We start from the raw sequence: 23,569 nt of genomic DNA on the forward strand, positions 1-23,569 counted from the left end.
TACCTACCGAGCTCGAACAACGTTGTCGCGCCGTGGCAGGTACCGACCGTTGGTCGGCACAGGCAGGTACCGACCGTTGGTCGGCACAGGCAGGTACCGACCGTTGGTCGGCACAGGTAGGTACCGACCGTTGGTCGGTACGGGTAGGTACCGACCGTCGGTCGGCACAGGTAGGTACCGACCGTTGGTCGGTACGGGTAGGTACCGACCGTTGGTCGGTACGGGTAGGTACCGACCGTTGGTCGGTACAGGTAGGTACCGACCGTTGGTCGGTACGGCGCCGTCAGCCGCCCACCTTGTGCCACACCTGGAACCCGGTCAGCCACAGGCCCAGCATGCTGCCCAGGTTGGTCAGCATGAAGGTCAGCACCACCCGGGTGACCCGGTTGCGGTACCAGCCGCGCACGCTCTGCGCGTCATCGCGCAGCTTGAGGAAATCCTCGTACGCCGGCTTGCGCAGGCGCGCTTCGACCAGCGCGGCGAATGCGCCGGTCGGGATGCTCAGCCGGAACGGCTTGAACGGCGCCACCACGATCGCGGTGAGGATGCTCAGCGGGTGGCTGCCGGCCAGCAGGCAGCCCAACCCGGCCAGGCCGCCGGTGTACATCGCCCACACCGCCAGCAGCTCGGTACCCACGCCCAGTCCACCGCGATAGAACCCGACGGCAATACCGGCCAACACCACCGCCAGGATGGTCAGCGTGATCCACGGAATGTTGCGCTTCTTCGGCACCGCTTCCAGCGATTCGCGCAGCGGGCCCGGGGCGTCGGTATCGGTTTCCAGGTACCGGGCCAGCCCGGCGAGATGGCCGGCACCGACCACGGCCAGCACCTCGCGCTGGGCCGGATCGTGCACTTCGCGCAGGCGCGTGGCCATGTAGCGGTCGCGCTCGCCGATGATGGTTTCGTACAGTGCCGGGCTTTCGCTGGCGAACTCGCCGAAGCTGGCTTCCAGCATGTCGCCCTGCTTGAGCTTCTCGATCTCGTCTTCGCCGACGTCGTCGGAAGCGAACAGTCCGGCGCCCAGCCCCATGACCAGCTTGATCTTGCCGACGAAACCCAGCCGCTGCGAGGCGCGTTTGAAGGTCAGGCCCACTTCGCGGTCGATCAGGTGCACGGGAAGGTGGCGTTCGTTGGCCAGGCCGACGGCGCGCTTGAGCTCGGCGCCGGGCTCGATGCCCAGCTGCTCAGCCAGGCGGCGCTGGTAGGCGGCCAGGGCGAGATTGGCGGCAAACAGCGCCACGCGGCCCTTGCGGATCACTTCGACCAGGTCCAGCTTGGCCAACGCATCGGGATTGGTCAGCGCCTGCAGGCGTTGCGGATCCAGCTCCACCGCGACCGCATCGAAGCGGCCGCTGTTGATGGCGCGTTCCACCACCTCCACGCTGGCCTGCGAGACGTGCGCGGTGCCCAGCAGGGTGTAGCGCACGCCGTCGCGTTCGACCACGCGCACGGGCTGGCCGGCGAACAGGGTGTCGCCGTTGTCGTCCATCAGGTTTTCAGTCATTTCATCATTCATTCGAAGGGGCGCTGTCGGCACCGTCGCCGAGCGCGCGCTGCATCTGCACCGTATCCAGCCAGCGCCCATGCTTGCGGCCCAGGCCACGGAAAATGCCGACCAGGTGGAAGCCGAAGCGTTCGTGCAGCTTGATCGATGCGGTGTTGGTCGGTTCGCCGATCACCGCCACCATCTGCCGGTAGCCACGCGCGACGCAGGCGTCGATCAGGCCCTGCATCAGCGCGGTGCCGACGCCCTTGCCCTGGAATGCGGCATCGACGTAGACGGAGTTTTCGACCGTCCACTGGTAGGCGATACGCCCACGGTAGGTGTTGGCATAGGCGTAGCCGGCCACGTGGCCATCAACCTCGGCCACGAGGTACGGGAAACCGCGTGCGACGATGTCGTGCATGCGCCGCTGCATCTCGGCCGCCTCCGGAACGTCGTACTCATAGGTGTTGACGAAGTCGGTTACTTCCACGGCATAGATGGCGGTGATGGCCGCAATGTCGGCATCGGTGGCGTCGCGCAGCTGCACGGTCACGGGGCAGGGTTCCTGTGGGAAGGTCAGTCGATGTAGCGCTTGAGCAGGTCGCCGTAGGCGTCGATGCGGCGATCACGCAGGAACGGCCAGATGCGGCGCACATGCTCGCTGCGCTGCAGGTCGACCTCGCAGACCAGTACGGTCGGGTCGCCACCGGCTTCGCCAATGAACTCGCCCTGCGGGCCCAGCACGTGGCTGTTGCCCCAGAACTGGATACCCGATGCGCCCAGCGGCGAGGGCTCATGGCCGACGCGGTTGCAGCTCAGCACGGGCACGCCGTTGGCCACGGCATGGCCGCGGTGGCTGAGCACCCAGGCATCGCGCTGGCGGCCCTGTTCGTCCTTCTGGTCGTCCGGATCCCAGCCGATGGCGGTGGGGTAGAGCAGCAGTTCGGCACCGGCCAGCGCCATCAGGCGCGCGGCTTCCGGATACCACTGGTCCCAGCAGACGAGCACGCCAAGGCGACCCACCGAGGTGTCGATCGGCTTGAAGCCGAGGTCGCCCGGGGTGAAGTAGAACTTCTCGTAGAAGCCAGGGTCGTCCGGGATGTGCATCTTGCGGTACTTGCCCAGCAGGGTGCCGTCCTTTTCGAACACTACCGCGGTGTTGTGGTACAGGCCGGCGGCGCGGCGCTCGAACAGCGAGCCGACGATGACCACGCCGTGCTTCTTCGCAAGCGCGCCAAGGCGCTCGGTGCTCGGGCCGGGGATCGGTTCGGCCAGGTCGAACTCATCCACCGACTCGTGCTGGCAGAAGTACGCGCCGTTGTGCAGTTCCTGCAGCAGGATCAGCTTGGCACCCTGGGCAGCCGCTTCAGCCACGCGCGTTTCGATCACGGCCAGGTTGGCGGCCGCGTCACCGTGGTTGCGCTCCTGGATCAGGGCGACGGAAAGGGTGTGGCGAGAGCTCATCCGGGGCGATCCTGCTGGGGGAAAAACCCAGTTTATCGCGGATGGGTGGACGCCGCGTGCCGGGCGCTAAATGCAGGGCAACGGCGGGAGTTGCGGAGTGCGTGGTTGCATGCGATTGCATGGGGCCGGGCGCTGCCCGGCTTCATGCATTTGGGCGAGCAGCCCGTGGCTGATGCGCTGCTGGGCTAAGGCGGGTCGGGGCGGGCCCGCGGGGGACGCCGTGAATCCGTCCATGGAGGCTTGGTCGCCGCATCCATGCGGCTCACACCCCCGCAAACCCGCCCCGACCCACCTTTTGACAGTGTGTCGTTGCCACGGGAAACGCGGGAGACGGCCGTTGGCCGTCATGTTGTCGAGCTTCGGTCGGCATTCCGCCTTTCCTCTGGCCACCCGCCGGCCCAGCTCAGATCGCGCATCGGCCTGCGGCTGTTCGCCCAAATGCATGAAGCCGGGCAAAGCCCGGCTCCAGGTGAACGTATGCAACCGTGGAAGCCGGGCAACGCCCGGTTTCATGCGGATCAGGCGTTCAGGACGCCCGCAGGCAACTGCATGGTGATGCAATGCAGGCTGCCGTTCTGCCAGATCAGCGAGCGGCAGGGCACCTGCACGATCTCGTGGTTTGGATACGCCTGGGCCAGGACGTCGCGCGCGGCGTCGTCGGCCACGTCGCCGTAGGCCGGCATCAGTACCGCGCCGTTGAGGATCAGGTAATTGGCGTAGGACGCCGCCAGGCGGCGGCCCTCGTCGATCACCGGTCGCGCCCACGGCAGCGGGAACAGGCGGTAGGGCTGGCCGTCGGCGGTGCGCAGCGCGGCCAGTTCGTTGCCCATCGCCTGCAGCTCGGCATGGTGCGAATCGCTGGCGTCATCGCAGGCCTGGTAGACAATGCTGTCCACCGACGCGAAGCGCGCCAGCGTGTCGATGTGCGCGTCGGTGTCGTCGCCTTCCAGGTAGCCGTGGTCCAGCCACAGCACCCGGTCCTGCGCCAGCCAGCTCGCCATGTCCGCGCTCAGCGACGCACGATCCCGGTCCGGGTGGCGCTCGTGCAGGCACTTCCAGGTGGTGAGCAGGGTGCCCGCGCCGTCGGTCTCGATGGCGCCGCCTTCCAGCGCGAACGGAATGCTCTGCAGCTCCGCGTCCGCAAACAGGTTGGCCGCGTGCAGCACGCCCACCAGCTGGTCGTCCAGGCTGGCCTCGAACTTGCCGCCCCAGCCGGTGAAGCGGAAGTCCAGCAGGCGGAAGCCGCCGTCGGCGCGGCGCAGCGTGATCGGGCCCGAATCGCGCAGCCAGGTGTCGTCATACGGCGCAGTGACGAAACGCACGCGGTCCGTGTCGATCCGGTTCGAGCGAAGGCGCGCGTCGGCGTACGCCTCCAGGTCGTCGTCAGCCACGATGATCACCACCGGCTGGAAGCGGGTGATGGCCGCGACCAGCGCGATGTAGGTGTCCTCGACGTCACCCAGGCGGTCGGCCCAGTCGGTGTCGGCGTGGGGCCAGGCGATCAGGATGGCGGACTGGGATTCCCATTCGGCCGGAAAGCGGAGCGTGTCGTTCATGGTCTCGGTGCGATGGCCCGCCGGGCGGCGGGCGTTTGAGGGGTCAGCGGATCGGCGGCTTCGGGCCGACTTCGTTGGCGTCGGCCTTGTTGGCCACCACGTCGATCACCTTCGACTTCTCGAAGTAGACGGTGAACATCGGGTACACCCAGCGGTTGATGGTCGGCCACTGGCGCTTCTGCCCGCCGCGGGGTTCCAGCTTTTCGGTGGGTTCGCCGAAGGTGCTCAGCACCTCGGTGGCGCTCTGGCCACGAACCGGAACCACCGGTGCGGGCTGCTCCTTGGTGCGGTCGATCAGCAGGGTGTCGGCCTGGGCGCTGGCGCAGGCCAGCAGGGCCAGCAACGGCAGGGTGGTCAGGTAACGCTTCATCTCGATCTACTCCCCAGTCATCAAGAAAGGAGCCACGACCGGCGGTCGTGACGTACAGCGGCATCACCACCCATGGTCGTGATGTACCGGCGGATCCAGCAAGGCAGCCACGACCGGTAGTCGTAGCGCACCCTGCGATTACACCAAAATCGGCAATAAAAAACCGCCCGGAGGCGGCTTTTTATTCAGGCAGGTCGCGACCGATGGCCGTGACGCCCTCGGCTCAGCGCTGGCGAGCCTTGAAGCGCGGGTTCGACTTGCAGATCACGAAGATCTTGCCGCGACGACGGACGACCTTGCAGTCGCGGTGACGGGACTTGGCCGACTTCAGGGAAGACAGGACTTTCATTGCATACCTCGGCGTAAACGTGGATTCGGTTGGAGCGCGGCCGCGATATGCAGACGACAATCGGCAGGTGACGCTCGTTCAAGCCCGCCATTCTACCGGTCTTTTTTCCATCCTTTCAAGTGGTTGCACCAAAAAGGTCTCGGCAGCGGTCGGGCAGGGGCTAGAATGGGGGGTCAAATCCACAGGGAAACCCATGAATCAGCTACCTCCCGTGCTCACCATCGACGGTCCTTCCGGGGCCGGCAAGGGGACCGTCAGCCGCATTGTCGCATCGCGGCTGGGCTGGCACTACCTCGATTCGGGTGCCCTGTACCGGGCCGTGGGGGTGGCCGCCAGCTGGGCCGATATCGACACCTCCGATGCCTCCGCGCTGGTCCGCTGCACCTTCGACACCCATGTGCGCTTCGTCGAGGCCGCCGACGGCGGCCTGCGTGTCATCGTCAATGAGACCGACGCCACCGACGAGCTGCGGCTGGAGACCACCGGCGCCCTGGCCTCGGCCATCGCCGCCATTCCCGAAGTGCGCGCCACGCTGAAAGAGCGCCAGCGCGCATTCAGGATTCTTCCCGGCCTGGTCGCCGACGGCCGTGACATGGGGACGGTGATCTTCCCGGACGCCCCATTCAAGGTGTTCCTGACCGCCAGCGCCGAGGAGCGCGCCGGCCGCCGGCATAACCAGTTGAAAGACAAGGGGGTTTCTGTTAACTTTGATGACCTCCTGCGCGAGATCATGGCCCGCGACGCCCGTGATGCACAGCGCACAGTGGCGCCCCTGAAGCCGGCAGACGATGCCGTCGTCATCGACACCAGTGGTATCGGCATCGACCAGGTCGTTGCCAAGGTACTGGATCTGCTTCCGGTTTCGGGTGCCTGATCCGCTGCAAGGAGACCGCCAGTGCATCGGCGGTAGTCGCACCAACGCAAGGCAACACAAGCTCCGTCCCGCAATGATGCGTGGCGGTTTTCCTACTTAACACACGACTCGCGTTACCGGGGTCGACCAACAGGCGGGCAGTAAAAGGGAACCGTTCCCGGAACCCATGCCCATGTGTCCAACAGAGTAAATCTAATGACCGAATCATTTGCCGAACTGTTTGAAGCCAGCCAGGCCAATCTGGCCAAGCTGAAGCCGGGCGCCATCGTCAGCGGTGTTGTCGTTGAAGTCCGCGGCGACGTCGTGGTGATCAACGCCGGCCTGAAGTCCGAAGGCATCGTGCCGATCGAACAGTTCCGTAACGACGCCGGCGAAATCGACGTCGCCGAAGGCGATGTCGTCAAGGTCGCCCTCGACTCGATCGAGAACGGCTTCGGTGAAACCGTCCTGTCGCGCGAGAAAGCCAAGCGCGCCATGGTGTGGGACGAGCTGGAAGAAGCCCTGGAAAAGAACGAAACCATCACCGGCCGCATCAGCGGCAAGGTCAAGGGTGGTTTCACCGTGGACATCAAGGATGTCCGCGCGTTCCTGCCCGGTTCGCTGGTGGATGTGCGCCCGGTGCGCGACCCGGCCTACCTGGAAGGCAAGGAGCTGGAATTCAAGCTCATCAAGCTGGACCGCAAGCGTAACAACGTCGTGGTCTCGCGCCGCGCTGTCGTCGAAAGCGAGCACTCGGAAGAGCGCGAGCAGCTGATGGACAAGCTGCAGGAAGGCGCGATCCTGAAGGGTGTCGTCAAGAACCTGACCGATTACGGCGCGTTCGTGGACCTGGGTGGCATCGACGGCCTGCTGCACATCACCGACATGGCCTGGAAGCGCGTGCGCCATCCGTCCGAAGTCGTGAACGTCGGCGACGAGCTGGACGTGCGCGTGCTGAAGTTCGACCGCGAGCGCAACCGCGTTTCGCTCGGCCTGAAGCAGCTGGGCGAGGATCCGTGGGACAACATCGCCCGCCGTTACCCGGCCAACAGCCGCGTGTTCGGCAAGGTCTCCAACGTCACCGATTACGGCGCGTTCGTCGAGATCGAGCCGGGCGTCGAAGGCCTGGTGCACGTGTCCGAGATGGATTGGACCAACAAGAACGTCAACCCGTCCAAGGTCGTGCAGGTCGGTGACGAAGTTGAAGTCATGGTCCTGGACGTCGATGAGGAGCGTCGCCGCATCTCGCTGGGCATGAAGCAGGTTGCCGCCAATCCGTGGGAAACCTTCGCTGCCATCCACAAGAAGGGCGACAAGGTGTCGGGCCAGATCAAGTCGATCACCGACTTCGGCATCTTCATCGGCCTGGACGGCGGTATCGACGGCCTGGTGCACCTGTCCGACATCAGCTGGAACACCACCGGCGAAGACGTGGTCCGCAACTTCAAGAAGGGCGACAACCTGGACGCCGTCGTCCTGGCCGTCGATCCGGAGCGCGAGCGCATCAGCCTGGGCGTCAAGCAGCTGGAGCAGGATCCGTTCGGTCAGTACATGGCGGCCAACCCGAAGGGTTCGAAGGTCGAAGGCGTGGTCAAGGAAGTGGACGCCAAGGGCGCTACCATCGAACTGGCTGACGGCATCGAAGGCTACGTCGCTGCACGTGACGTTGCCAACGAGCGCGTCGACGACGCGACCCAGTTCCTGAAGGTCGGCGACAAGGTTGAAGCGAAGTTCGTGGGCATGGATCGCAAGGGTCGTACCCTGCAGCTGTCGATCAAGGCCAAGGACGACGCGGAAATGCGCGAAGTGCTGGAGGAATACCAGTCCTCTTCCGCTTCCAGCGGCACCACCCAGCTCGGCGCGCTGCTGCGCGCCCAGCTGAACGGCAACAAGTCCGAGTAATCGGACCCCGCCGTAGCTGTAGTTTCCTGGGCGGCCCGGACACATGTCCGGGCCGTTTCAGGGTTTGAGACCCTCGACGCGAGTCCGCAATGACCAAATCCGAGTTGATCGAAATCCTGGCGCGCCGACAGGCGCATTTGAAGTCGGACGATGTCGATCTGGCGGTGAAGTCGTTGCTGGAAATGATGGGCGGGGCGCTGGCCGGCGGGGATCGCATCGAGATCCGCGGGTTCGGCAGTTTTTCGTTGCATTACCGGCCGCCGAGGCTGGGGCGCAACCCCAAGACCGGGGAGTCGGTCGCATTGCCGGGCAAGCATGTCCCGCATTTCAAACCGGGCAAGGAACTGCGCGAGCGCGTCAGCGCCGTGGTGCCGCTGGAAAGCGATCCTGCCTGAGCCGCATCGTCCGCACTGCGGACCGATGATTCATTCCCGTTCGGCTGCTACTCTTGGCGGCATGAACGACCTCAGCCCGCCCATCCGGCGCGCGCTGCCTTTTCTTACTTTCGACGGACACTGAGCGCCGATGGACTTTGTCTCCGAGTGGTTCTGGTTTTTCCTGTTCCTGCCCCTGGCAGCGGTTTCCGGCTGGGTGATCGGCCGACGTGGCGGCCAGCGGCATGGCGACAACCAGGTCAGCCGCCTGTCCAGCACGTACTTCCGTGGCCTGAACTACCTGCTCAACGAGCAGCCTGACAAGGCCATCGAGCTGTTCCTGCACATCGCCGAGCTGGACAAGGAAACCTTCGAAACCCAGGTCGCGCTGGGGCACCTGTTCCGCCGCCGCGGCGAGGTCGACCGTGCCATCCGCCTGCACCAGGGGCTGGTCAACCGCACCGACCTGAGCGACGCCCAGCGCGTGCAGGCGCTGCTGGCCCTGGGCGAGGACTACATGAAGTCCGGCCTGCTGGACCGTGCCGAGACCGTCTTTTCCGAACTGGCGCAGATCGACCAGCGCGCGCCGCAGGCCCTCAAGCACCTGATCGGCATTTACCAGGCCGAACGCGACTGGGAAAAGGCGATCGACAACGCCACCCGCTATGAAGAAGTCACCGGCGAGCCCATGGGCAAACTGGTCGGGCAGTTCGAATGCGAACTGGCTGAGCGCTTCCGCGGCGCCGGCAAGATCGACGAGGCGCGGGCAGCCATTGCCCGCGCGTACCAGGCCGACGCCATGTCGGTGCGTGCCGGCATCATCGAAGGGCGCCTGGAGACCGATTCGGGCAATGCCGAAGCCGCGGTGCGTGCGTTCGAACGCGCCGCCCGCAACGACCCGGAATACCTGCCCGAAGTGCTGCAGCCGCTGATGCAGAACTACCGCAAGGTGGGGGACCTGGGCGGCGCGCGCGCCTTCCTGTCGGAAATGACCGAGCACTACCGCGGCATCGCCCCGGTGCTGGCGCTGACCCAGCTGATGGAAGAACAGGAAGGCGTGGCTCCGGCGCGGGCCTACCTGGGGCGCCAGCTGAAGGATCGACCTTCGGTGCGCGGTGAGTCGGCCCTGATCGACCTGACCCTGGCCGAGGGGGCCGATTCCACCGCCACCCTGCACGACCTCAAGCACATCACCGACCAGTTGCTGGTCCGCAATCCGGCGTACCGCTGCACCCGCTGCGGCTTTGGTGCGCGGACCCACCACTGGCAATGCCCGAGCTGCAAGGAGTGGGGAACGGTCAAGCCGCTGCTGAATTACGCGGTGCTTTGAACCATGACGACAGGGTGGTGGATCGGATTGCCGGCGGTGCTGGCGGTCTCGGCGGCGCTCACCGGATGGGCCCGCCACTACGCGCGGCGGCGTAATCTGCTCGACCAGCCCGGCGAGCGCCGCAGCCATGGGGTGGCCACGCCGCGCGGCGGCGGCATCGCCATTGTCCTGACCCTGCTGCTGGCCGCGGTGGTCGGCGCCGTCGCATGGCCGGTGGCGCGCACGCCGTTGCTGGTGTCTGGCCTGGGCCTGGTACTGGTGGCGGGCATTGGCTGGTGGGATGACCATCGGCCGCTGCCGGCGGTGCGTCGACTGCTGGTCCATGTGATCGCGGCCGCCCTGTTGGCGGGACTGGTCTGGAACGCCACCGGGAACCTCTGGCAGGCCGCGCTGGCCCTTCTGTTCACGACATCCCTGATCAACATCTGGAATTTCATGGATGGGATCAACGGCATCGCGACCACCCAGGCGATCCTGGCCGGGATCGCCTTCGCCCTGGTCCTGCCCGGGTCGCTGGCCCTGGTCGGCATCGTCCTGGCGCTTGCCTGCCTCGGTTTCCTGCCCTTCAACTTTCCGCGTGCACGGATCTTCATGGGGGATGTCGGCAGCGGGGCACTGGGGTATGCCGTCGCTGCCCTGGTCTGCCTGGCGAGCGTGACCACGCCGGTGTCCTGGCTGCTGCTGCTGGTGCCCCTGACCGCGTTTCTCGTGGACGCTGGCTTCACACTGCTCTCGCGCATGCTCACGGGGCAAAGATGGATGGAGCCCCACACCCAGCATCTTTACCAGCGGGCTGTCAAAGGTGGTGCCACGCACACTTCGGTTACAGGGATGTACTTTGTTTTTGGTCTGTTCAGTATTACAGTGTTTAATGCTTGCACGTACTTGCAGCCGAGGTGGGAGGCTGCCGTGGCCGTAGCGTGGTTGTTCGCCACCTCCGGTCTTTGGCTACTCCTGCGCAAGGGAATGCGCTACTAGAAGGATTGCTTGGTTTATGACGCCTTGGCAGGACCGCTTTACGAGTCTGCTTCCCCGCGCCGCCATCGTGGCCCACGACCTGTTCATGGTCTGGGCCTGCTGGCAGCTGCTGCATGCCGGCCGCTATTCAATGCTGGCCGATGCGCCCTCGCTGCCGCTATGGAACATCGACACCACCCTGGTGCTTGCGATCCAGGCCGTGGTCTTCTGGCGGGTAGGTCTGTACCGGGGCCTGTGGCGGTTTGCCAGCGTGGCCGACCTGCTGCATATCTTCAAATCCAGCTTCATCGGTCTGCTGGCCATCGTCGTGGTGCTGGCTTACAAGCGCTTCAACGGCGTGCCGATGTCGGTGCTGGTCATCTATCCCTTCGCGCTGTCGGCGCTGCTGGGCGCGCCCCGGCTGCTGTACCGCGCGTGGAAGGACTACCAGGCGCTGCAGTCGGACGCGACCGCGCGCCGGGTGCTGATCCTCGGGGCCGGGCAGGCGGCTGAGGCGCTGGTCCGTGACCTGCGCCGCTCCGGCGATTTCGAGCCGGTGGGCCTGCTGGACGACGCCCCGCACCTGCAGGGCGCCAAGCTGCAGGGCCTGCCCATCCTGGGCACGCTCGACGACGCGGCCGCCGTGGCCCGCGAAACCGCGGCCAAGTTGCTGGTGATCGCCATTCCGTCGCTGGATGCGGCGGGCATGCAGCGGGTGGTGGCGTTGTGCGAAAGCACCGGCGTCCCGTTCCGGATGGTGCCCAAGCTCAACGATGTGCTGCTGGGGCATTCGCTGCCCGGCGAGCTCAAGGAAGTGGCCATCGAGGACCTGTTGGGGCGCAAGCCGATCCTGCCGGACTGGTCGCTGATCCGTGGTTGGCTGGGCGGTCGCACCGTGCTGGTCACCGGTGCCGGTGGCTCGATCGGTTCGGAACTGTGCCGCCAGTGCGCGCGCCATGGGGCGGGGCGGGTGGTGCTGCTGGAGATGAGCGAACTGCTGCTGCTGACCATTGAAGCCGAGCTCAAGCGCAGCTTCCCGGATCTGGTGGTGGAAGCGGTGCTGGGCGACTGCGGCGACCCGGCGGTGATCCGCCACGCGTTGTCGCTGTCCAGCGTCGATGCGGTGTTCCATGCCGCCGCCTACAAGCAGGTGCCGGTGCTGGAGCGCCAGCTGCGCGAGGCGGTGCGTAACAACATCCTGTCTACCGAAACGGTCGCGCGCGCCTGCGTGGAAGCGCGCATCGAGCATTTCGTTTTCATCTCCACCGACAAGGCGGTGGACCCGGTCAACGCGCTGGGCGCCAGCAAGCGCTACGCGGAGATGATCTGCCAGAGCCTTGACCAGAAGACCAGCCACACCCGTTTCGTCACCGTCCGCTTCGGCAACGTGCTGGCGTCGGCGGGCAGCGTGGTGCCGGTGTTCCGCGAGCAGATCCTGAAGGGCGGCCCGGTCACGGTCACCGACCCGGAAGTGACCCGCTACTTCATGACCATTCCCGAGGCCTGCCAGCTGATCCTGCAGGCGGCGGCATCGGCGTCGCACGGCGCGATCTACACGCTGGACATGGGCGAGCCGGTGCCGATCCGGGTGCTGGCCGAGCAGATGATCCGCCTGGCCGGGAAACAGCCGTACAAGGACATCGCCATCGTCTACACCGGCCTGCGTCCCGGCGAGAAGCTGCACGAAACCCTGTTCTATTCAGACGAGGACTATCGGCCGACCGCGCACCCCAAGATCCTGGAAGCCGGCGTCCGCACGTTCGCGCGCGACCAGGTGCTGGGCAATGTGCCGCGCCTGCGCGAAGCGATCGCCAACTACGATACCGACGCCATCAACAGCATCCTGTTCGCGACCATGCCGGAATTCGCGCCGTTGCAACAGGAATCTCACGTCGAGTCGGCTAACGTGGTGCCCTTTCCGGCACGAGAGGCCAACAGGCTGTGACGAACAAACGCATCCGCAAGGCGGTATTCCCGGTAGCGGGACTGGGCACCCGGTTCCTTCCCGCAACCAAGACGGTTCCCAAGGAAATGCTGCCGATCATCGATCGGCCGCTGATCCAGTACGCCGTCGATGAAGCGATCGAAGCAGGGTGCGACACCCTGATCTTCGTCACCAACCGCTACAAGCACGCGGTGGCCGACTACTTCGACAAGGCCTACGAACTCGAGCAGAAGCTGGAGCGGGCGGGCAAGACCGAGTTGCTGGAGCTGGTGCGCAACGTGCTGCCCGAAGGCGTACGCGCGGTGTTTGTCACCCAGACCGAAGCGCTGGGCCTGGGCCACGCGGTGCTGTGTGCCAAGTCCGTGGTTGGCGATGAGCCGTTCGCGGTGCTGCTGCCGGACGATCTCATCTGGAACCGGGGTGATGGCGCCCTCAAGCAGATGGCCGACCTCAACGCGGCCACCGGTGCCAGCGTGATCGCGGTGGAAGACGTGCCGCACGAGAACACCGCAAGCTACGGCATCGTGGCCACCGAGGCGTTCGACGGGCGCAAGGGTCGCATCTCGCAGATCGTGGAGAAGCCGAAGCCGGAGGATGCGCCCAGCGACCTGGCGGTGGTGGGGCGTTATGTGCTCGACCCGAAGATCTTCGGCCTGCTCGAAGCCACCGGCCAGGGCGCCGGCGGCGAGATCCAGCTGACCGATGCGATTGCAGCGCTGCTGACATCGGACGAAGTCAATGCATACCGCTTCGAAGGGACCCGGTTCGACTGCGGCACCCACCTGGGTCTGGTGGAAGCGACGATCCGCTTCGCGCTGGAGAACAAGAAGCTGGCCAAGCCGGCGCGCGAGAAGCTGACGCAGATGCTGGCCGAGGATTGATCAGCGCGCAGGCGCTGCTCGATCCAACAAAAACGGGCGGCCAAGGGCCGCCCGTTTTGTTTCCGTAGCGCCGGCCGTTGGCCGGCCCTCAGTGCCGCGTGGGCCGACCAACGGTCGGCGCTACCGGTTGCGGAGACGTCCACCGACCAACGGTCGGTGGCTACCGGGGTAGGTGCCGACCGTTGGTCGGCACACCGGTGGATGCCGCCGCGGGCGGCGCGTTACAGCGATTCGAAAATGCCCGCTGCGCCCATGCCGGTGCCGATGCACATGGTCACCATGCCGTACTTCTGCTGGCGACGGCGCAGGCCGTGCAGCAGGGTGGCGGTGCGGATCGCGCCGGTGGCGCCCAGCGGGTGGCCCAAGGCGATGGCGCCGCCCAGCGGGTTGACCTTGGACGGGTCCAGGCCGCAATCGCGGATCACCGCTAGCGACTGCGCCGCGAAGGCTTCGTTGAGCTCGATCCAGTCCAGCTGGTCCTGGCTCAGGCCGGCCTGTTTCAGCGCCTTGGGAATGGCGGCGATCGGGCCGATGCCCATCACTTCCGGGCGCACGCCGGCCACCGAGAAGCTGACGAAGCGGGCCAGCGGCTTCAGGCCGTAGTCCTTCACCGCCTGCTCCGAGGCCAGCAGCACCGCGCCGGCGCCGTCGCTCATCTGCGAGGAGTTGCCGGCGGTCACCGTGCCACCGAACTGGCCGTTGCGGAACACCGGGCGCAGCTTGGCCAGGCCTTCGGCCGACGAATCCGGGCGCGGGCCTTCGTCGGTGTCGACGATGCGGTCGCGGGTGATGATGCGGCGGCCATCAGCCAGGTCGGGCTGGCGGGTACGCACGTCGTACGGGCTGATCTCGTCCTTGAACTCGCCGTTCTGGATCGCGGCGATGGCTTTCTGGTGCGAGGCGAGGGCGAACGCGTCCTGCTCTTCGCGCGACACCTTCCACTCTTCGGCGACCTTCTCGGCGGTGATGCCCATGCCGTAGGCGATGGCGACGTGGTCGTTGTCGAACACGCTCGGGGCCATGGCGATCTTGTTGCCCATCATCGGCACCATCGACATCGACTCGGTGCCACCGGCCAGCATCAGGTCGGCATTGCCCAGGCGGATCTGGTCGGCCGCCATCGCCACGGCCTGCAGGCCGGACGAGCAGAAGCGGTTCACGGTCTGCGCCGCGATGGTGTCGGGCAGGCCGGCCAGCAGCACGCCGATGCGCGCCACGTTCATGCCCTGCTCGGCTTCCGGCATGGCGCAGCCGATGATGGCGTCGTCGATGCGGTTGACGTCGATGCCTGGTGCCTGCGCGACCACGGACCTGAGCACGTGGGCGAGCATGTCGTCGGGACGGGTATTGCGGAACACGCCCTTGGGCGCCTTGCCAACCGGGGTGCGGGTGGCGGCGACGATGTAGGCGTCCTGGATTTGCTTGGTCATTGCAGTGATCTCTTCAATTGGGGGGCAGGGGTGCCGACCCACGGTCGGCACCTACCGGGCGCGGAATCAGTTGCGCAGGGGCTTGCCGGTCTTGAGCATGTGCGCGATGCGGGCCTGGGTTTTTTCCTGCTGGGCCAGCTCGACGAAGTGCTTGCGCTCCAGGGTCAGCAGCCACTCTTCGTCGACCAGGGTGCCGCGGTCCACTTCGCCACCGCACAGCACGGTGGCGATGCGCACGGCGATTTCGTAGTCGTACGGGCTGATGAAGCGGCCTTCCAGCATGTTCACCAGCATCATCTTGAAGGTGGCGATGCCGACGTCACCGGCGACCTGGATGCGGCGGGCCGGCATCGGCGGACGGTAGCCGCCTTCGGCCAGCGCCTGCACTTCGGCCTTGGCGATGTGCAGCGCTTCGAAGCTGTTGAACACCACCTTGTCGGTGGCGCGCATCAGGCCCAGTTCCTTGGCGTTGACCGCCGAGGTGGAGACCTTGGCCATGGCCACGGTTTCGAAGGTCTTCTTCAGTTCGGCGAACACGTCGCCACCGGGGCCCGCGGCCTGCGAGGCGCGCACCGCCAGTTCCTTCAGGCCGCCGCCGGCCGGCAGCAGGCCGACGCCGGCTTCGACCAGGCCGATGTAGCTTTCCAGTGCAGCCACGCTCTTGGCGCTGTGCATCTGGAACTCGCAGCCACCGCCCAGGGCCAGCCCGCGCACGGCGGTCACCACCGGCACCAGCGCGTACTTGATGGCCTGGCTGGTGCGCTGGAAGTTGTGCACCATTTCTTCGAACTGGTCGACCTTGCCCGCCTGCAGCAGGCCGAGCGCGCCCGCCAGGTCGGCACCGGCGGAGAAGGGTTCCTTCTGCTGCCAGATGACCAGGCCCGTGAAGCCCTGCTCGGCGCGCTTGATCGCTTCCTGCAGGCCGTTGAGCACGTGGTCGGACACGGTGTTCATCTTGGTCTTGAAGCTGACCACGGCAATGCCGTCGCCGTCGTGCCACATGCGCACGCCGTCGTTCTCGAACAAGGTTTCGCCCGGGCTGAAGGTCTCGCCCAGCAGCGGGTCCGGGAAGCGCTGGCGCTGGTACACCGGCAGCGCCGAGCGCGGCAGCTTGGCGTTGCGGGTCGGGCTGTAGCTGCCTTCGGCGGCATGCACGCCGTCGCGGCCGTCGAACACCCAGTCCGGCAGCGGCGCATTGCTCATGCTCTTGCCGGCCACGATGTCATCGGCGATCCACTGCGCGACCTGCTTCCAGCCGGCGGCCTGCCAGGTTTCGAACGGGCCCAGCGACCAGCCGTAGCCCCAGCGGATGGCCAGGTCGACGTCGCGCGCGGTTTCGGCGATGTCGGCCAGGTGGTAGGCGCTGTAATGGAACAGGTCGCGGAAGGTCGCCCACAGGAACTGCGCCTGCGGGTGCTGGCTTTCGCGCAGCTTGGCGAACTTCTCGGCCGGGTTCCTGATCTTCAGGATCTCGACCACTTCCGGGGCGGCGGTGCGATCGGCAGCGCGGTAGTCCTGCTTCTCCAGGTCCAGCACCATGATGTCCTTGCCGACCTTGCGGAAGATGCCGGCGCCGGTCTTCTGGCCCAGCGCACCCTTGGCGATCAGCGCCTCAAGCCACTTCGGCGAGGCGAAGTACTGGTGCCACGGGTCGTTGGGCAGGGTGTCGCCCATGGTCTTGATGACGTGCGCCATGGTGTCCAGGCCGACCACGTCGGAGGTGCGGTAGGTGGCCGACTTCGGGCGGCCGACCAGCGGGCCGGTCAGGCCATCGACTTCATCGAAGCCCAGCCCGAACTGCTGGGTGTGGAAGATGGTGGACAGGATCGAGAACACGCCGATGCGGTTGCCGATGAAGTTCGGGGTGTCCTTGGCGTACACCACGCCCTTGCCCAGGGTGGTGACCAGGAACGTTTCCAGGCCTTCCAGCACGGCAGCGTCGGTGGTGGTGGCCGGGATCAGCTCGGCCAGGTGCATGTAGCGCGGCGGGTTGAAGAAGTGCACGCCACAGAAGCGGTGGCGCAGCTGTTCGGGCAGCACGTCGGCGAGCTTGTTGATGCCCAGGCCGGAGGTGTTGGAGGCCAGCACGGCGTGGTCGGCCACGAACGGCGCGATCTTCTTGTACAGGTCCTGCTTCCAGTCCATCCGTTCGGCGATGGCTTCGATGATCAGGTCGCAGTCGCGCAGCTGCTCCAGGCCGGTTTCATAGTTGGCCGGGGTGATCGCTTCGGCGTAGGACTTGCTGGCGAGCGGGGCCGGGCTCAGCTTGCCAAGGTTGGCAATGGCCTTGAGCACGATGCCGTCGGCAGGACCTTCCTTGGCGGGAAGGTCGAACAGCACGGTGTCGACGCCGGCATTGGTCAGGTGGGCGGCGATCTGGGCGCCCATGACGCCGGCACCCAGCACGGCGGCACGGCGGACTGGCAGGGAATTGGACATGTCGATAAGCCTTTGTTGGTCAGGGCAAGCAGCCAGGCAGGGCCTGGCTCTACGGGGTGGATGACGGGGTAGGAGCCAACGGGGCCGCACTGGCGCGGAAGCCAGCCTCGGCGAAATGGATCAGTTCCTGGGCCGCATGGGCACGATGCGCCGCTTCGGTGACACCGGCGGGACGCTTGATCAGGCCGAAGTCGGCCATCGCGTAGGTGAGCGCGCCGGCAAGGAAGTCGAGCCGCCAATACAGCTCTTCCTTGCTCAGGCCGGGCACGCAGGCCGCGATGGCCTTGCCGAACTCACGCAGCACGTGGCCGTAGTGGTCGGACAGGAACTTGCGCAGGTTGTCGTTCTTTTCCGCGTAAGCGCGCGCGATGACCCGCACGAACGCACCGCCGGTCTGGCGGTCCTGGGCCATGGCCAGGGCCGGTTCGACGAAGGCCGCCAGCACCGGCCGCAGGGCACCGGGGTGTTCGCGCCGGGCCGCATCGAGCTGGGACAGCCGGGCGGCGGTCATTTCGTCCATGCGCCGGCGGAAGACCTCGTTGACCAGGTTTTCCTTGGAGCCGAAGTGGTAATTGACCGCTGCGATGTTCACATCGGCCTGGCTGGTCACCTGGCGCAGTGACGTCCCGGCGAACCCGTGCAGGGCGAACAGCTCCTCGGCGGCGCCGAGAATGCGGTCCTTGGTGGAGAAGTGGGCGGGCTTGGCCATGGGCAGGGCAGGGTTCAATCAAACGATTGTTTGATATTAGACCCGGACGCAGGCCGAGGCATGCTGCGCCGCAGCACACCGCGCGAACCGTTCACAATCGTGATGCGCCCGGTGCGGCTGGCCCATCCTGAATGAAGCGCACACCTGCAGGCCGCGCCGGCCCCGCCGTGGCCATGGCATCGCGTCCCATGACCCTGTAGAATCCCCACAACGTATATAGGCTAAGCCCGCGTTTTGACGCGGGTTTTTTTCATGTTACTCTCGGGCCGATCAGTGGCCCGCCCAACGGAGAACTTCCCATGGCGCTGGAGCGCACCCTTTCCATCATCAAGCCGGACGCCGTCGCCAAGAACGTCATCGGCGAAATCTACGCCCGCTTCGAAAAGGCCGGCCTGAAGGTCGTGGCCGCCAAGTACAAGCAGCTGTCGCGCCGCGAAGCCGAGGGCTTCTACGCCGTGCACCGTGAGCGCCCGTTCTTCAACGCGCTGGTCGAGTTCATGATCTCCGGCCCGGTGATGATCCAGGCGCTGGAAGGCGAGAACGCCGTGCTGGCCCACCGCGACCTGCTGGGCGCCACCAACCCGAAGGACGCCGCGCCGGGCACCATCCGCGCCGACTTCGCCGATTCCATCGATGCCAATGCCGCCCACGGCTCGGACTCGGTCGAGAACGCCGCGATTGAAATCGCGTACTTCTTCGCCGCGACCGACGTGGTCTCGCGCTGAGAGTAATGCCGTGAACGAGGTCGTCCAGCCCACCGCCATCCCCATCGTGCTCGCCGAAGGCGCGCCGGTGGCCAAGCAGAACCTGCTCGACCTCGATCGCGAGGGTCTGGAGCGCTTCTTCGCCGAGACCCTCGGCGAAGCGCGCTACCGTGCCCACCAGGTGATGAAGTGGATCCACCACCACTACGTCACCGACTTCGATGACATGACCGACCTGGGCAAGGCGCTGCGCAGCAAGCTCAAGCAGCACGCCGAGATCCGCGTTCCCAACATCGTCTTCGACAAGCCTTCCGCCGACGGCACCCACAAATGGCTGCTGGCCATGGGCACCGATGGCAAGAACGCGATCGAAGCGGTGTACATCCCGGACAAGAACCGCGGCACGCTGTGCGTGTCCTCGCAGGTCGGCTGCGCGCTGAACTGCACGTTCTGTTCGACCGCCACCCAGGGCTTCAACCGCAACCTTTCGACCGCCGAGATCATCGGCCAGGTGTGGGTGGCCGCGCGTCACCTGGGCAACATTCCGCACAAGCAGCGTCGCCTCACCAATGTGGTGATGATGGGCATGGGCGAGCCGTTGATGAATTTCGACAACGTCGTGCGCGCCATGAACGTGATGCGGGACGACCTGGGCTACGGGCTGGCCAACAAGCGCGTGACCCTGTCGACCTCCGGCCTGGTGCCGCAGATCGACCGCCTCTCTGCTGAAAGCGATGTGTCGCTGGCGGTGTCGCTGCATGCGCCGAACGATGCGCTGCGCGAGACCCTGGTGCCGCTCAACAAGAAGTACCCGATCGTGGAACTGATGGCCTCGTGCGCGCGCTACCTGCGTGCGAACAAGCGCCGCGAATCGGTCACCTTCGAATACACCCTGATGAAGGGCATCAACGACCAGCCCGAACATGCCCGCCAGCTGGCGCGGCTGATGCGCCAGTTCGACAACGCGGTGCAGGCGTCGCACTCGGGCAAGGTCAACCTGATTCCGTTCAACCCGTTCCCCGGAACCCGCTATGAGCGCTCGGGGGACGCCGAGATCCGTGCGTTCCAGAAGATCCTGCTGGACTCGCAGGTGCTGACCATGGTCCGGCGTACGCGCGGCGATGACATCGACGCGGCCTGTGGCCAGCTCAAGGGGCAGGTGATGGACCGCACGCGCCGCCAGGCCGAGTTCAACAAAACGCTCCAGGACGGGAAAAACCGGGATGCCGCTGCCTGACCTCCGATTGCCAGCCGTTTTTTTCGTCGCGCTGGCAATGGCCGGCTGTGGCAGCAAAGGCGTCAAACCGACCAGCGCACCGCTGGGTGTCGCGCCGGAATACGTGGCCCGCGACAGCGCTGATACCCGGCGCCGGGTGAACTACCAGGACCAGCTCACGCTCGCGGCGGACGCGATGCGCAGCGGTCAGGCCGAGCAGGCCGAGAAACGCGCGAGAAGCGCGCTCAAGCTGCAGCCGGACCGGCCCGATGCCTATGTGCTGCTGGCGGCGCTGGCCGCGCAGCGTGGGGCGATGGCCGAGGCAGGCCCGCTGTTCCAGAAGGCCGCCGAACTGGCCCCGAACAGTGGCGAGGTGCTGAACAACTACGGCGCCTGGCTCTGCGAGCAGGGCCGCTTCGGCGAAGCGCTGCCCCTGTTCGACCGGGCCATTGCCGCGCCGGGCTACCGCACCCCTGCCGCCGCCTTGGCCAACGCCGGCGGCTGCGCGCTGCAGGCCGGGCAGCCGGAGCGGGCGGCGCGCGACCTGCGCCGGGCGCTGGCGCTGGATCCGGGCAATGCCTATGCGCTGGAATCGATGGCGCGCAGTGAGTTCACCCAGGCCCGCTATTTCGAGGCCCGGGCCTTCGTGCAACGTCGTCTGGCGGCTGCACCGGCCACACGTTCCGTGTTACAACTTGCCTCTCAAATCGAGGCGCAGCTTGGTGACACAGTGGCATCCGGTCGCTATCTGCAGCGAATTCGCGACGAATTTCCGCAGGACGCGGGTCCTAATTCCCGGGGTTGAAGCATTGTGATTGATGACCAGACTGTGAGCGCTCTTGATACCGCTGCCGGCTGTGGGGCTCGCCTCCGCCAGGCGCGCGAGGCATCGGGATTGACGCTCGAGGAAGTGGGCCAGACCCTGCGCATGCCGGTGCAGGTGGTGAAGTCGCTGGAAGCCGAGCAATGGGATCGCCTCGGCGCGCCGGTATTCGTCCGCGGCCAGCTCAAGAGCTATGCGCGCTTGCTCAAGATCGACCTCGGCGACGTGCTGGACCAGTCCCGGATCGGTCCGGTGGTGCCGCCGCAGCTGGTCAGCCATACCCATACCCCGCGGGCACGGCGGATTGCCGAAAGCCTGGGGCGGCGCGCCCTGTACGTCGGCATCACCGCCGTGCTGGCAGTGCCGGTCTGGTTCGCCACGCGCGGCCATTTCGATGCCGCGTCGCCGGCACCCAATACGGCCTCGCTCGACGTGATTCCCGCAGCGGTGCCGGTGGCCGGTTCGACGGCGCCTTCGGCCCCGGCGGCCACCAGTGCCGCCCCGGCGGCAACGCCCCCCGCACCGTCGGCGCCGTATCTTGCCTCGCTGACCCCGGTGCCGCGCCCGAACGCCGCCGCGCCGGCGGCGGCGCCGGCCGGCGCGCTGACCCTGCAGTTCAAGGGCGACAGCTGGGTGGACATTTCCGGTCCCGACGGCACGACCGTCGAAAAAGCCTTGATCAAGTCGGGTGAGACCCGCACGTTCAGCCCCGGCCAGGTCGCCCGCATGGTGCTGGGCAATGCCTCGGCGGTCGAGGTTCAGCAGGCCGGCACTATCGTCGACCTTTCACCGTACCAGCGAGCCAACGTGGCGCGCTTTACGGTATCCTCTGACGGCTCCGTGGCTCCGGTTTCACACTGAGCCGCGTTTCTACTGTTTCGACAGTCCAATTCAAACAGTCCCTCCTGACCGGCAGGGGCGAGAGTACGCATGGCGATCGACGACCTGCTCGACGAGCACGAACAAAGTGAACGCGTCCGCAGCTGGCTGCGGAACAACGGTGTGAGCATCATTGCCGGCGTGGCCATCGCCATCGGCGGCATTGCCGGCTGGCAGTGGTGGCAGAAGGAGCAGGGCAGTCACCTGACCGGTGCCAACGCGCAGTACCAGGCGGTGCTCAAGCAGCTGCAGGACAACAAGCTGGATGAAGCGGCCAAGGGCGTGAAGGATCTGGATGGCACCAAGGCAAAGATCTACGCCGACCTGGCAGCGCTGCAGCTGGCCAAGGCGCAGGTCGAGGCCGGCAAGAATGAAGCGGCGCTGGCGACCCTGCGCGCGATCGACGCCGACCCGGCATTCAAGCCTGCGATCAACCAGCGCATCGCGCGCCTGCTGATCGCCACCGGCAAGCACGATGAAGCGATCACGCTCCTCGGCGATGCGACCGACAGCGCCAGCCTGGAGATCCATGGCGACGCGCTGATCGCCGCGGGCAAGCGTGACGAGGCCCGTGGGCTGTATGAGAAGGCGCTCAAGACGCTGGACGTGGCAGCGCCGCAGCGGCGTGTCCTGGAAACCAAGGTGATGGATGCCGGTGGCACCGTCGCCGACCCCGCGGAGTCGGTGTAATGAAACAGATGGTCATGATCAAGCGCGTTGCCACCCTGGTCCTGATGGGCGTGGCGCTGTCCGGCTGCAGCACCGTCAAGGGCTGGTTCGCGGGCAAGGATGCGGAGGCCAAGAAGGCGCAGGAACCGGCCGAGCTGGTCAAGTTCGAGCCGACCATCAAGGTCGACCGGGTCTGGAGCACCAACCTGGGCAAGGGCGAGAAGCGCATCGGCGTGCGCCAGGGTCCGGTCGTGGCCGACGGCCGCGTGTACGCCGCGGCGATCACCGGTGGCGTGCATGCGCTGGACCTGCAGACCGGCAAGACCGTGTGGACCTATGAACCGGCCAAGGTCAAGAAGCAGCCGAAGCTGCGTCTGTCCGGCGGCCCGGGCGTGGGCGAAGGCCTGGTCGTGATCGGTACGCTGGACGGCCAGGTGATCGCACTGGATGCCAACGACGGCACCGAAAAGTGGCGCGCCAAGGTTCCCGGCGAAGTGATCTCCGCCCCGGCCGTGGGCCAGGGCATCGTGTTCGTGCGCAGCAATGACGGCCGGGTGACCGCCTTCGACGCGGGCAACGGCACCCAGAAGTGGTTCAACCCGCGCGAACTGCCCGCGCTGACCGTGCGCGGCAACGCGCCGGTGGTGGCAGGCCCCGGCGTGCTGTTCATCGGCAATGACGACGGCAGCGTCTCGGCGCTGGGGATGCAGGACGGCCGCACCGTGTGGGACCAGATGGTCGCCAACGGCGAAGGCCGCACCGAGCTGGAGCGCATGTCCGACGTGGACGGCGCCCCGGTGCTGGAAGGCAATACCCTGTTCGTGAGCAGCTTCAAGAACCAGACCATGGCGATCGAAGGCCCGACCGGGCGTCCGCTGTGGGCGCGCGATCACGGTGGCGCCGGCGGCGTGGCCCTGACCTCGGGCAATGTGTTCGTCACCGACAACAAGGGCGGCGTGTTCGGGCTGGACAAGGCCAGTGGCACTGCCATGTGGTCGCAGACGGGCCTGGCCCGCCGCTCGCTGACCGGGCCGGTGGTGCAGGGCGATTACGTTGTAGTCGGTGACTACAAGGGCTACCTGCACTGGCTGCGCACGGACAACGGCGAGTTCGCCGGGCGCGCCAAGAGTGGCGGCGATGCCCTGCTGGCGCAGCCGGTGGTCGCCGATGGGATTCTGCTGGTGCAGAACGTTGATGGAAAGCTGACCGCATTCCGGTTGGCACAATAAG

At 66.4% G+C, this 23,569-nt stretch carries 21 protein-coding genes and 1 pseudogene; 13 read left to right on the forward strand and 9 right to left on the reverse strand.

Annotated elements, in window-relative coordinates; genetic code table 11:
- Positions 1-283 precede the first annotated feature (283 nt).
- From ACIGII_RS08495 to ykgO, 6 genes are all read right to left on the reverse strand, one after another.
- Positions 284-1,519, reverse strand: coding sequence for a TraB/GumN family protein (locus ACIGII_RS08495; RefSeq protein ID WP_399636441.1), 1,236 nt, complete (start codon positions 1,517-1,519; stop codon positions 284-286).
- Entirely contained in the window at positions 1,512-2,042 is a 531-nt protein-coding gene (locus tag ACIGII_RS08500) for a GNAT family N-acetyltransferase (RefSeq protein ID WP_399636439.1), read from the reverse strand. Before ACIGII_RS08500 ends, ACIGII_RS08495 begins: the two co-directional genes overlap by 8 nt.
- 23 nt (positions 2,043-2,065) lie before the next feature.
- A complete protein-coding gene (locus ACIGII_RS08505; protein ID WP_399636437.1) occupies positions 2,066-2,953 on the reverse strand; it encodes a carbon-nitrogen hydrolase in 888 nt (295 codons plus the stop codon).
- 518 nt (positions 2,954-3,471) lie between these two features.
- Positions 3,472-4,509 carry an agmatine/peptidylarginine deiminase gene (locus ACIGII_RS08510; protein ID WP_399636434.1) on the reverse strand — a complete coding sequence of 346 codons (1,038 nt, stop codon included), beginning with the start codon at positions 4,507-4,509 and terminating at the stop codon, positions 3,472-3,474.
- A gap of 43 nt (positions 4,510-4,552) precedes the next feature.
- The gene (locus ACIGII_RS08515) at positions 4,553-4,879 is read right to left on the reverse strand and encodes a hypothetical protein (protein ID WP_399636431.1); all 327 of its coding nucleotides are present in this window, start codon (positions 4,877-4,879) and stop codon (positions 4,553-4,555) included.
- A 223-nt stretch (positions 4,880-5,102) separates the two neighbouring features.
- Positions 5,103-5,228: a type B 50S ribosomal protein L36 gene (ykgO, locus tag ACIGII_RS08520; RefSeq protein WP_017355593.1), complete on the reverse strand. Its 126-nt coding sequence runs from the start codon at positions 5,226-5,228 to the stop codon at positions 5,103-5,105.
- A 193-nt stretch (positions 5,229-5,421) separates the two neighbouring features.
- Between ykgO and cmk the strand changes: the two genes are divergently transcribed.
- From cmk to galU, 7 genes are all read left to right on the forward strand, one after another.
- Positions 5,422-6,102 (forward strand): (d)CMP kinase, encoded by a 681-nt coding sequence (gene cmk / locus ACIGII_RS08525; protein ID WP_399636429.1) that lies wholly within the window; start codon positions 5,422-5,424, stop codon positions 6,100-6,102.
- Between the two features lie 195 nt (positions 6,103-6,297).
- A complete protein-coding gene (rpsA, locus tag ACIGII_RS08530) occupies positions 6,298-7,983 on the forward strand; it encodes a 30S ribosomal protein S1 (RefSeq protein WP_068851279.1) in 1,686 nt (561 codons plus the stop codon).
- Between the two features lie 89 nt (positions 7,984-8,072).
- Positions 8,073-8,378, forward strand: a complete 306-nt coding sequence (locus ACIGII_RS08535; protein ID WP_017355596.1) for an integration host factor subunit beta — start codon at positions 8,073-8,075, stop codon at positions 8,376-8,378.
- A gap of 130 nt (positions 8,379-8,508) precedes the next feature.
- Entirely contained in the window at positions 8,509-9,687 is a 1,179-nt protein-coding gene (gene lapB, locus ACIGII_RS08540; RefSeq protein ID WP_399636425.1) for a lipopolysaccharide assembly protein LapB, read from the forward strand.
- A gap of 3 nt (positions 9,688-9,690) precedes the next feature.
- Positions 9,691-10,665 (forward strand): glycosyltransferase family 4 protein, encoded by a 975-nt coding sequence (locus ACIGII_RS08545; protein ID WP_399636423.1) that lies wholly within the window; start codon positions 9,691-9,693, stop codon positions 10,663-10,665.
- A 16-nt stretch (positions 10,666-10,681) separates the two neighbouring features.
- Positions 10,682-12,589: a polysaccharide biosynthesis protein gene (locus tag ACIGII_RS08550; protein WP_399636422.1), complete on the forward strand. Its 1,908-nt coding sequence runs from the start codon at positions 10,682-10,684 to the stop codon at positions 12,587-12,589.
- Complete coding sequence (galU, locus tag ACIGII_RS08555) at positions 12,586-13,470, forward strand: UTP--glucose-1-phosphate uridylyltransferase GalU (RefSeq protein ID WP_399636420.1); 885 nt, start codon at positions 12,586-12,588, stop codon at positions 13,468-13,470. The genes ACIGII_RS08550 and galU overlap by 4 nt, the downstream gene beginning before the upstream one ends.
- 221 nt (positions 13,471-13,691) lie before the next feature.
- Here galU and ACIGII_RS08560 read toward each other — a convergent pair whose 3' ends face one another.
- The 3 genes from ACIGII_RS08560 to ACIGII_RS08570 form a co-directional block, all read right to left on the reverse strand.
- The gene (locus ACIGII_RS08560; protein ID WP_145477865.1) at positions 13,692-14,900 is read right to left on the reverse strand and encodes an acetyl-CoA C-acyltransferase; all 1,209 of its coding nucleotides are present in this window, start codon (positions 14,898-14,900) and stop codon (positions 13,692-13,694) included.
- A gap of 66 nt (positions 14,901-14,966) precedes the next feature.
- Entirely contained in the window at positions 14,967-17,339 is a 2,373-nt protein-coding gene (locus tag ACIGII_RS08565) for a 3-hydroxyacyl-CoA dehydrogenase/enoyl-CoA hydratase family protein (protein ID WP_399636417.1), read from the reverse strand.
- Positions 17,340-17,388: 49 nt separating this feature from the next.
- Positions 17,389-18,048, reverse strand: coding sequence for a TetR/AcrR family transcriptional regulator (locus ACIGII_RS08570; RefSeq protein ID WP_399636416.1), 660 nt, complete (start codon positions 18,046-18,048; stop codon positions 17,389-17,391).
- Positions 18,049-18,347: 299 nt separating this feature from the next.
- Between ACIGII_RS08570 and ndk the strand changes: the two genes are divergently transcribed.
- The 6 genes and pseudogenes from ndk (at position 18,348) to bamB (ending at position 23,568) form a co-directional block, all read left to right on the forward strand.
- Positions 18,348-18,773, forward strand: coding sequence for a nucleoside-diphosphate kinase (ndk, locus tag ACIGII_RS08575; protein WP_070207199.1), 426 nt, complete (start codon positions 18,348-18,350; stop codon positions 18,771-18,773).
- Between the two features lie 10 nt (positions 18,774-18,783).
- Complete coding sequence (gene rlmN, locus ACIGII_RS08580) at positions 18,784-19,989, forward strand: 23S rRNA (adenine(2503)-C(2))-methyltransferase RlmN (RefSeq protein WP_399636413.1); 1,206 nt, start codon at positions 18,784-18,786, stop codon at positions 19,987-19,989.
- A pseudogene (gene pilW / locus ACIGII_RS08585) lies at positions 19,976-20,783 on the forward strand (type IV pilus biogenesis/stability protein PilW). Before rlmN ends, pilW begins: the two are co-directional and overlap by 14 nt.
- Positions 20,780-21,652 carry a helix-turn-helix domain-containing protein gene (locus ACIGII_RS08590; protein WP_399636411.1) on the forward strand — a complete coding sequence of 291 codons (873 nt, stop codon included), beginning with the start codon at positions 20,780-20,782 and terminating at the stop codon, positions 21,650-21,652. Before pilW ends, ACIGII_RS08590 begins: the two are co-directional and overlap by 4 nt.
- Positions 21,653-21,721: 69 nt before the next feature.
- The gene (locus ACIGII_RS08595) at positions 21,722-22,360 is read left to right on the forward strand and encodes a YfgM family protein (protein ID WP_399636410.1); all 639 of its coding nucleotides are present in this window, start codon (positions 21,722-21,724) and stop codon (positions 22,358-22,360) included.
- Positions 22,360-23,568, forward strand: a complete 1,209-nt coding sequence (gene bamB, locus ACIGII_RS08600; protein ID WP_399636408.1) for an outer membrane protein assembly factor BamB — start codon at positions 22,360-22,362, stop codon at positions 23,566-23,568. Before ACIGII_RS08595 ends, bamB begins: the two co-directional genes overlap by 1 nt.
- Position 23,569: the final 1 nt, after the last annotated feature.

Origin of the sequence: Stenotrophomonas sp. NPDC077420, assembly GCF_044543385.1 — a bacterium.
Classification (GTDB): domain Bacteria; phylum Pseudomonadota; class Gammaproteobacteria; order Xanthomonadales; family Xanthomonadaceae; genus Stenotrophomonas.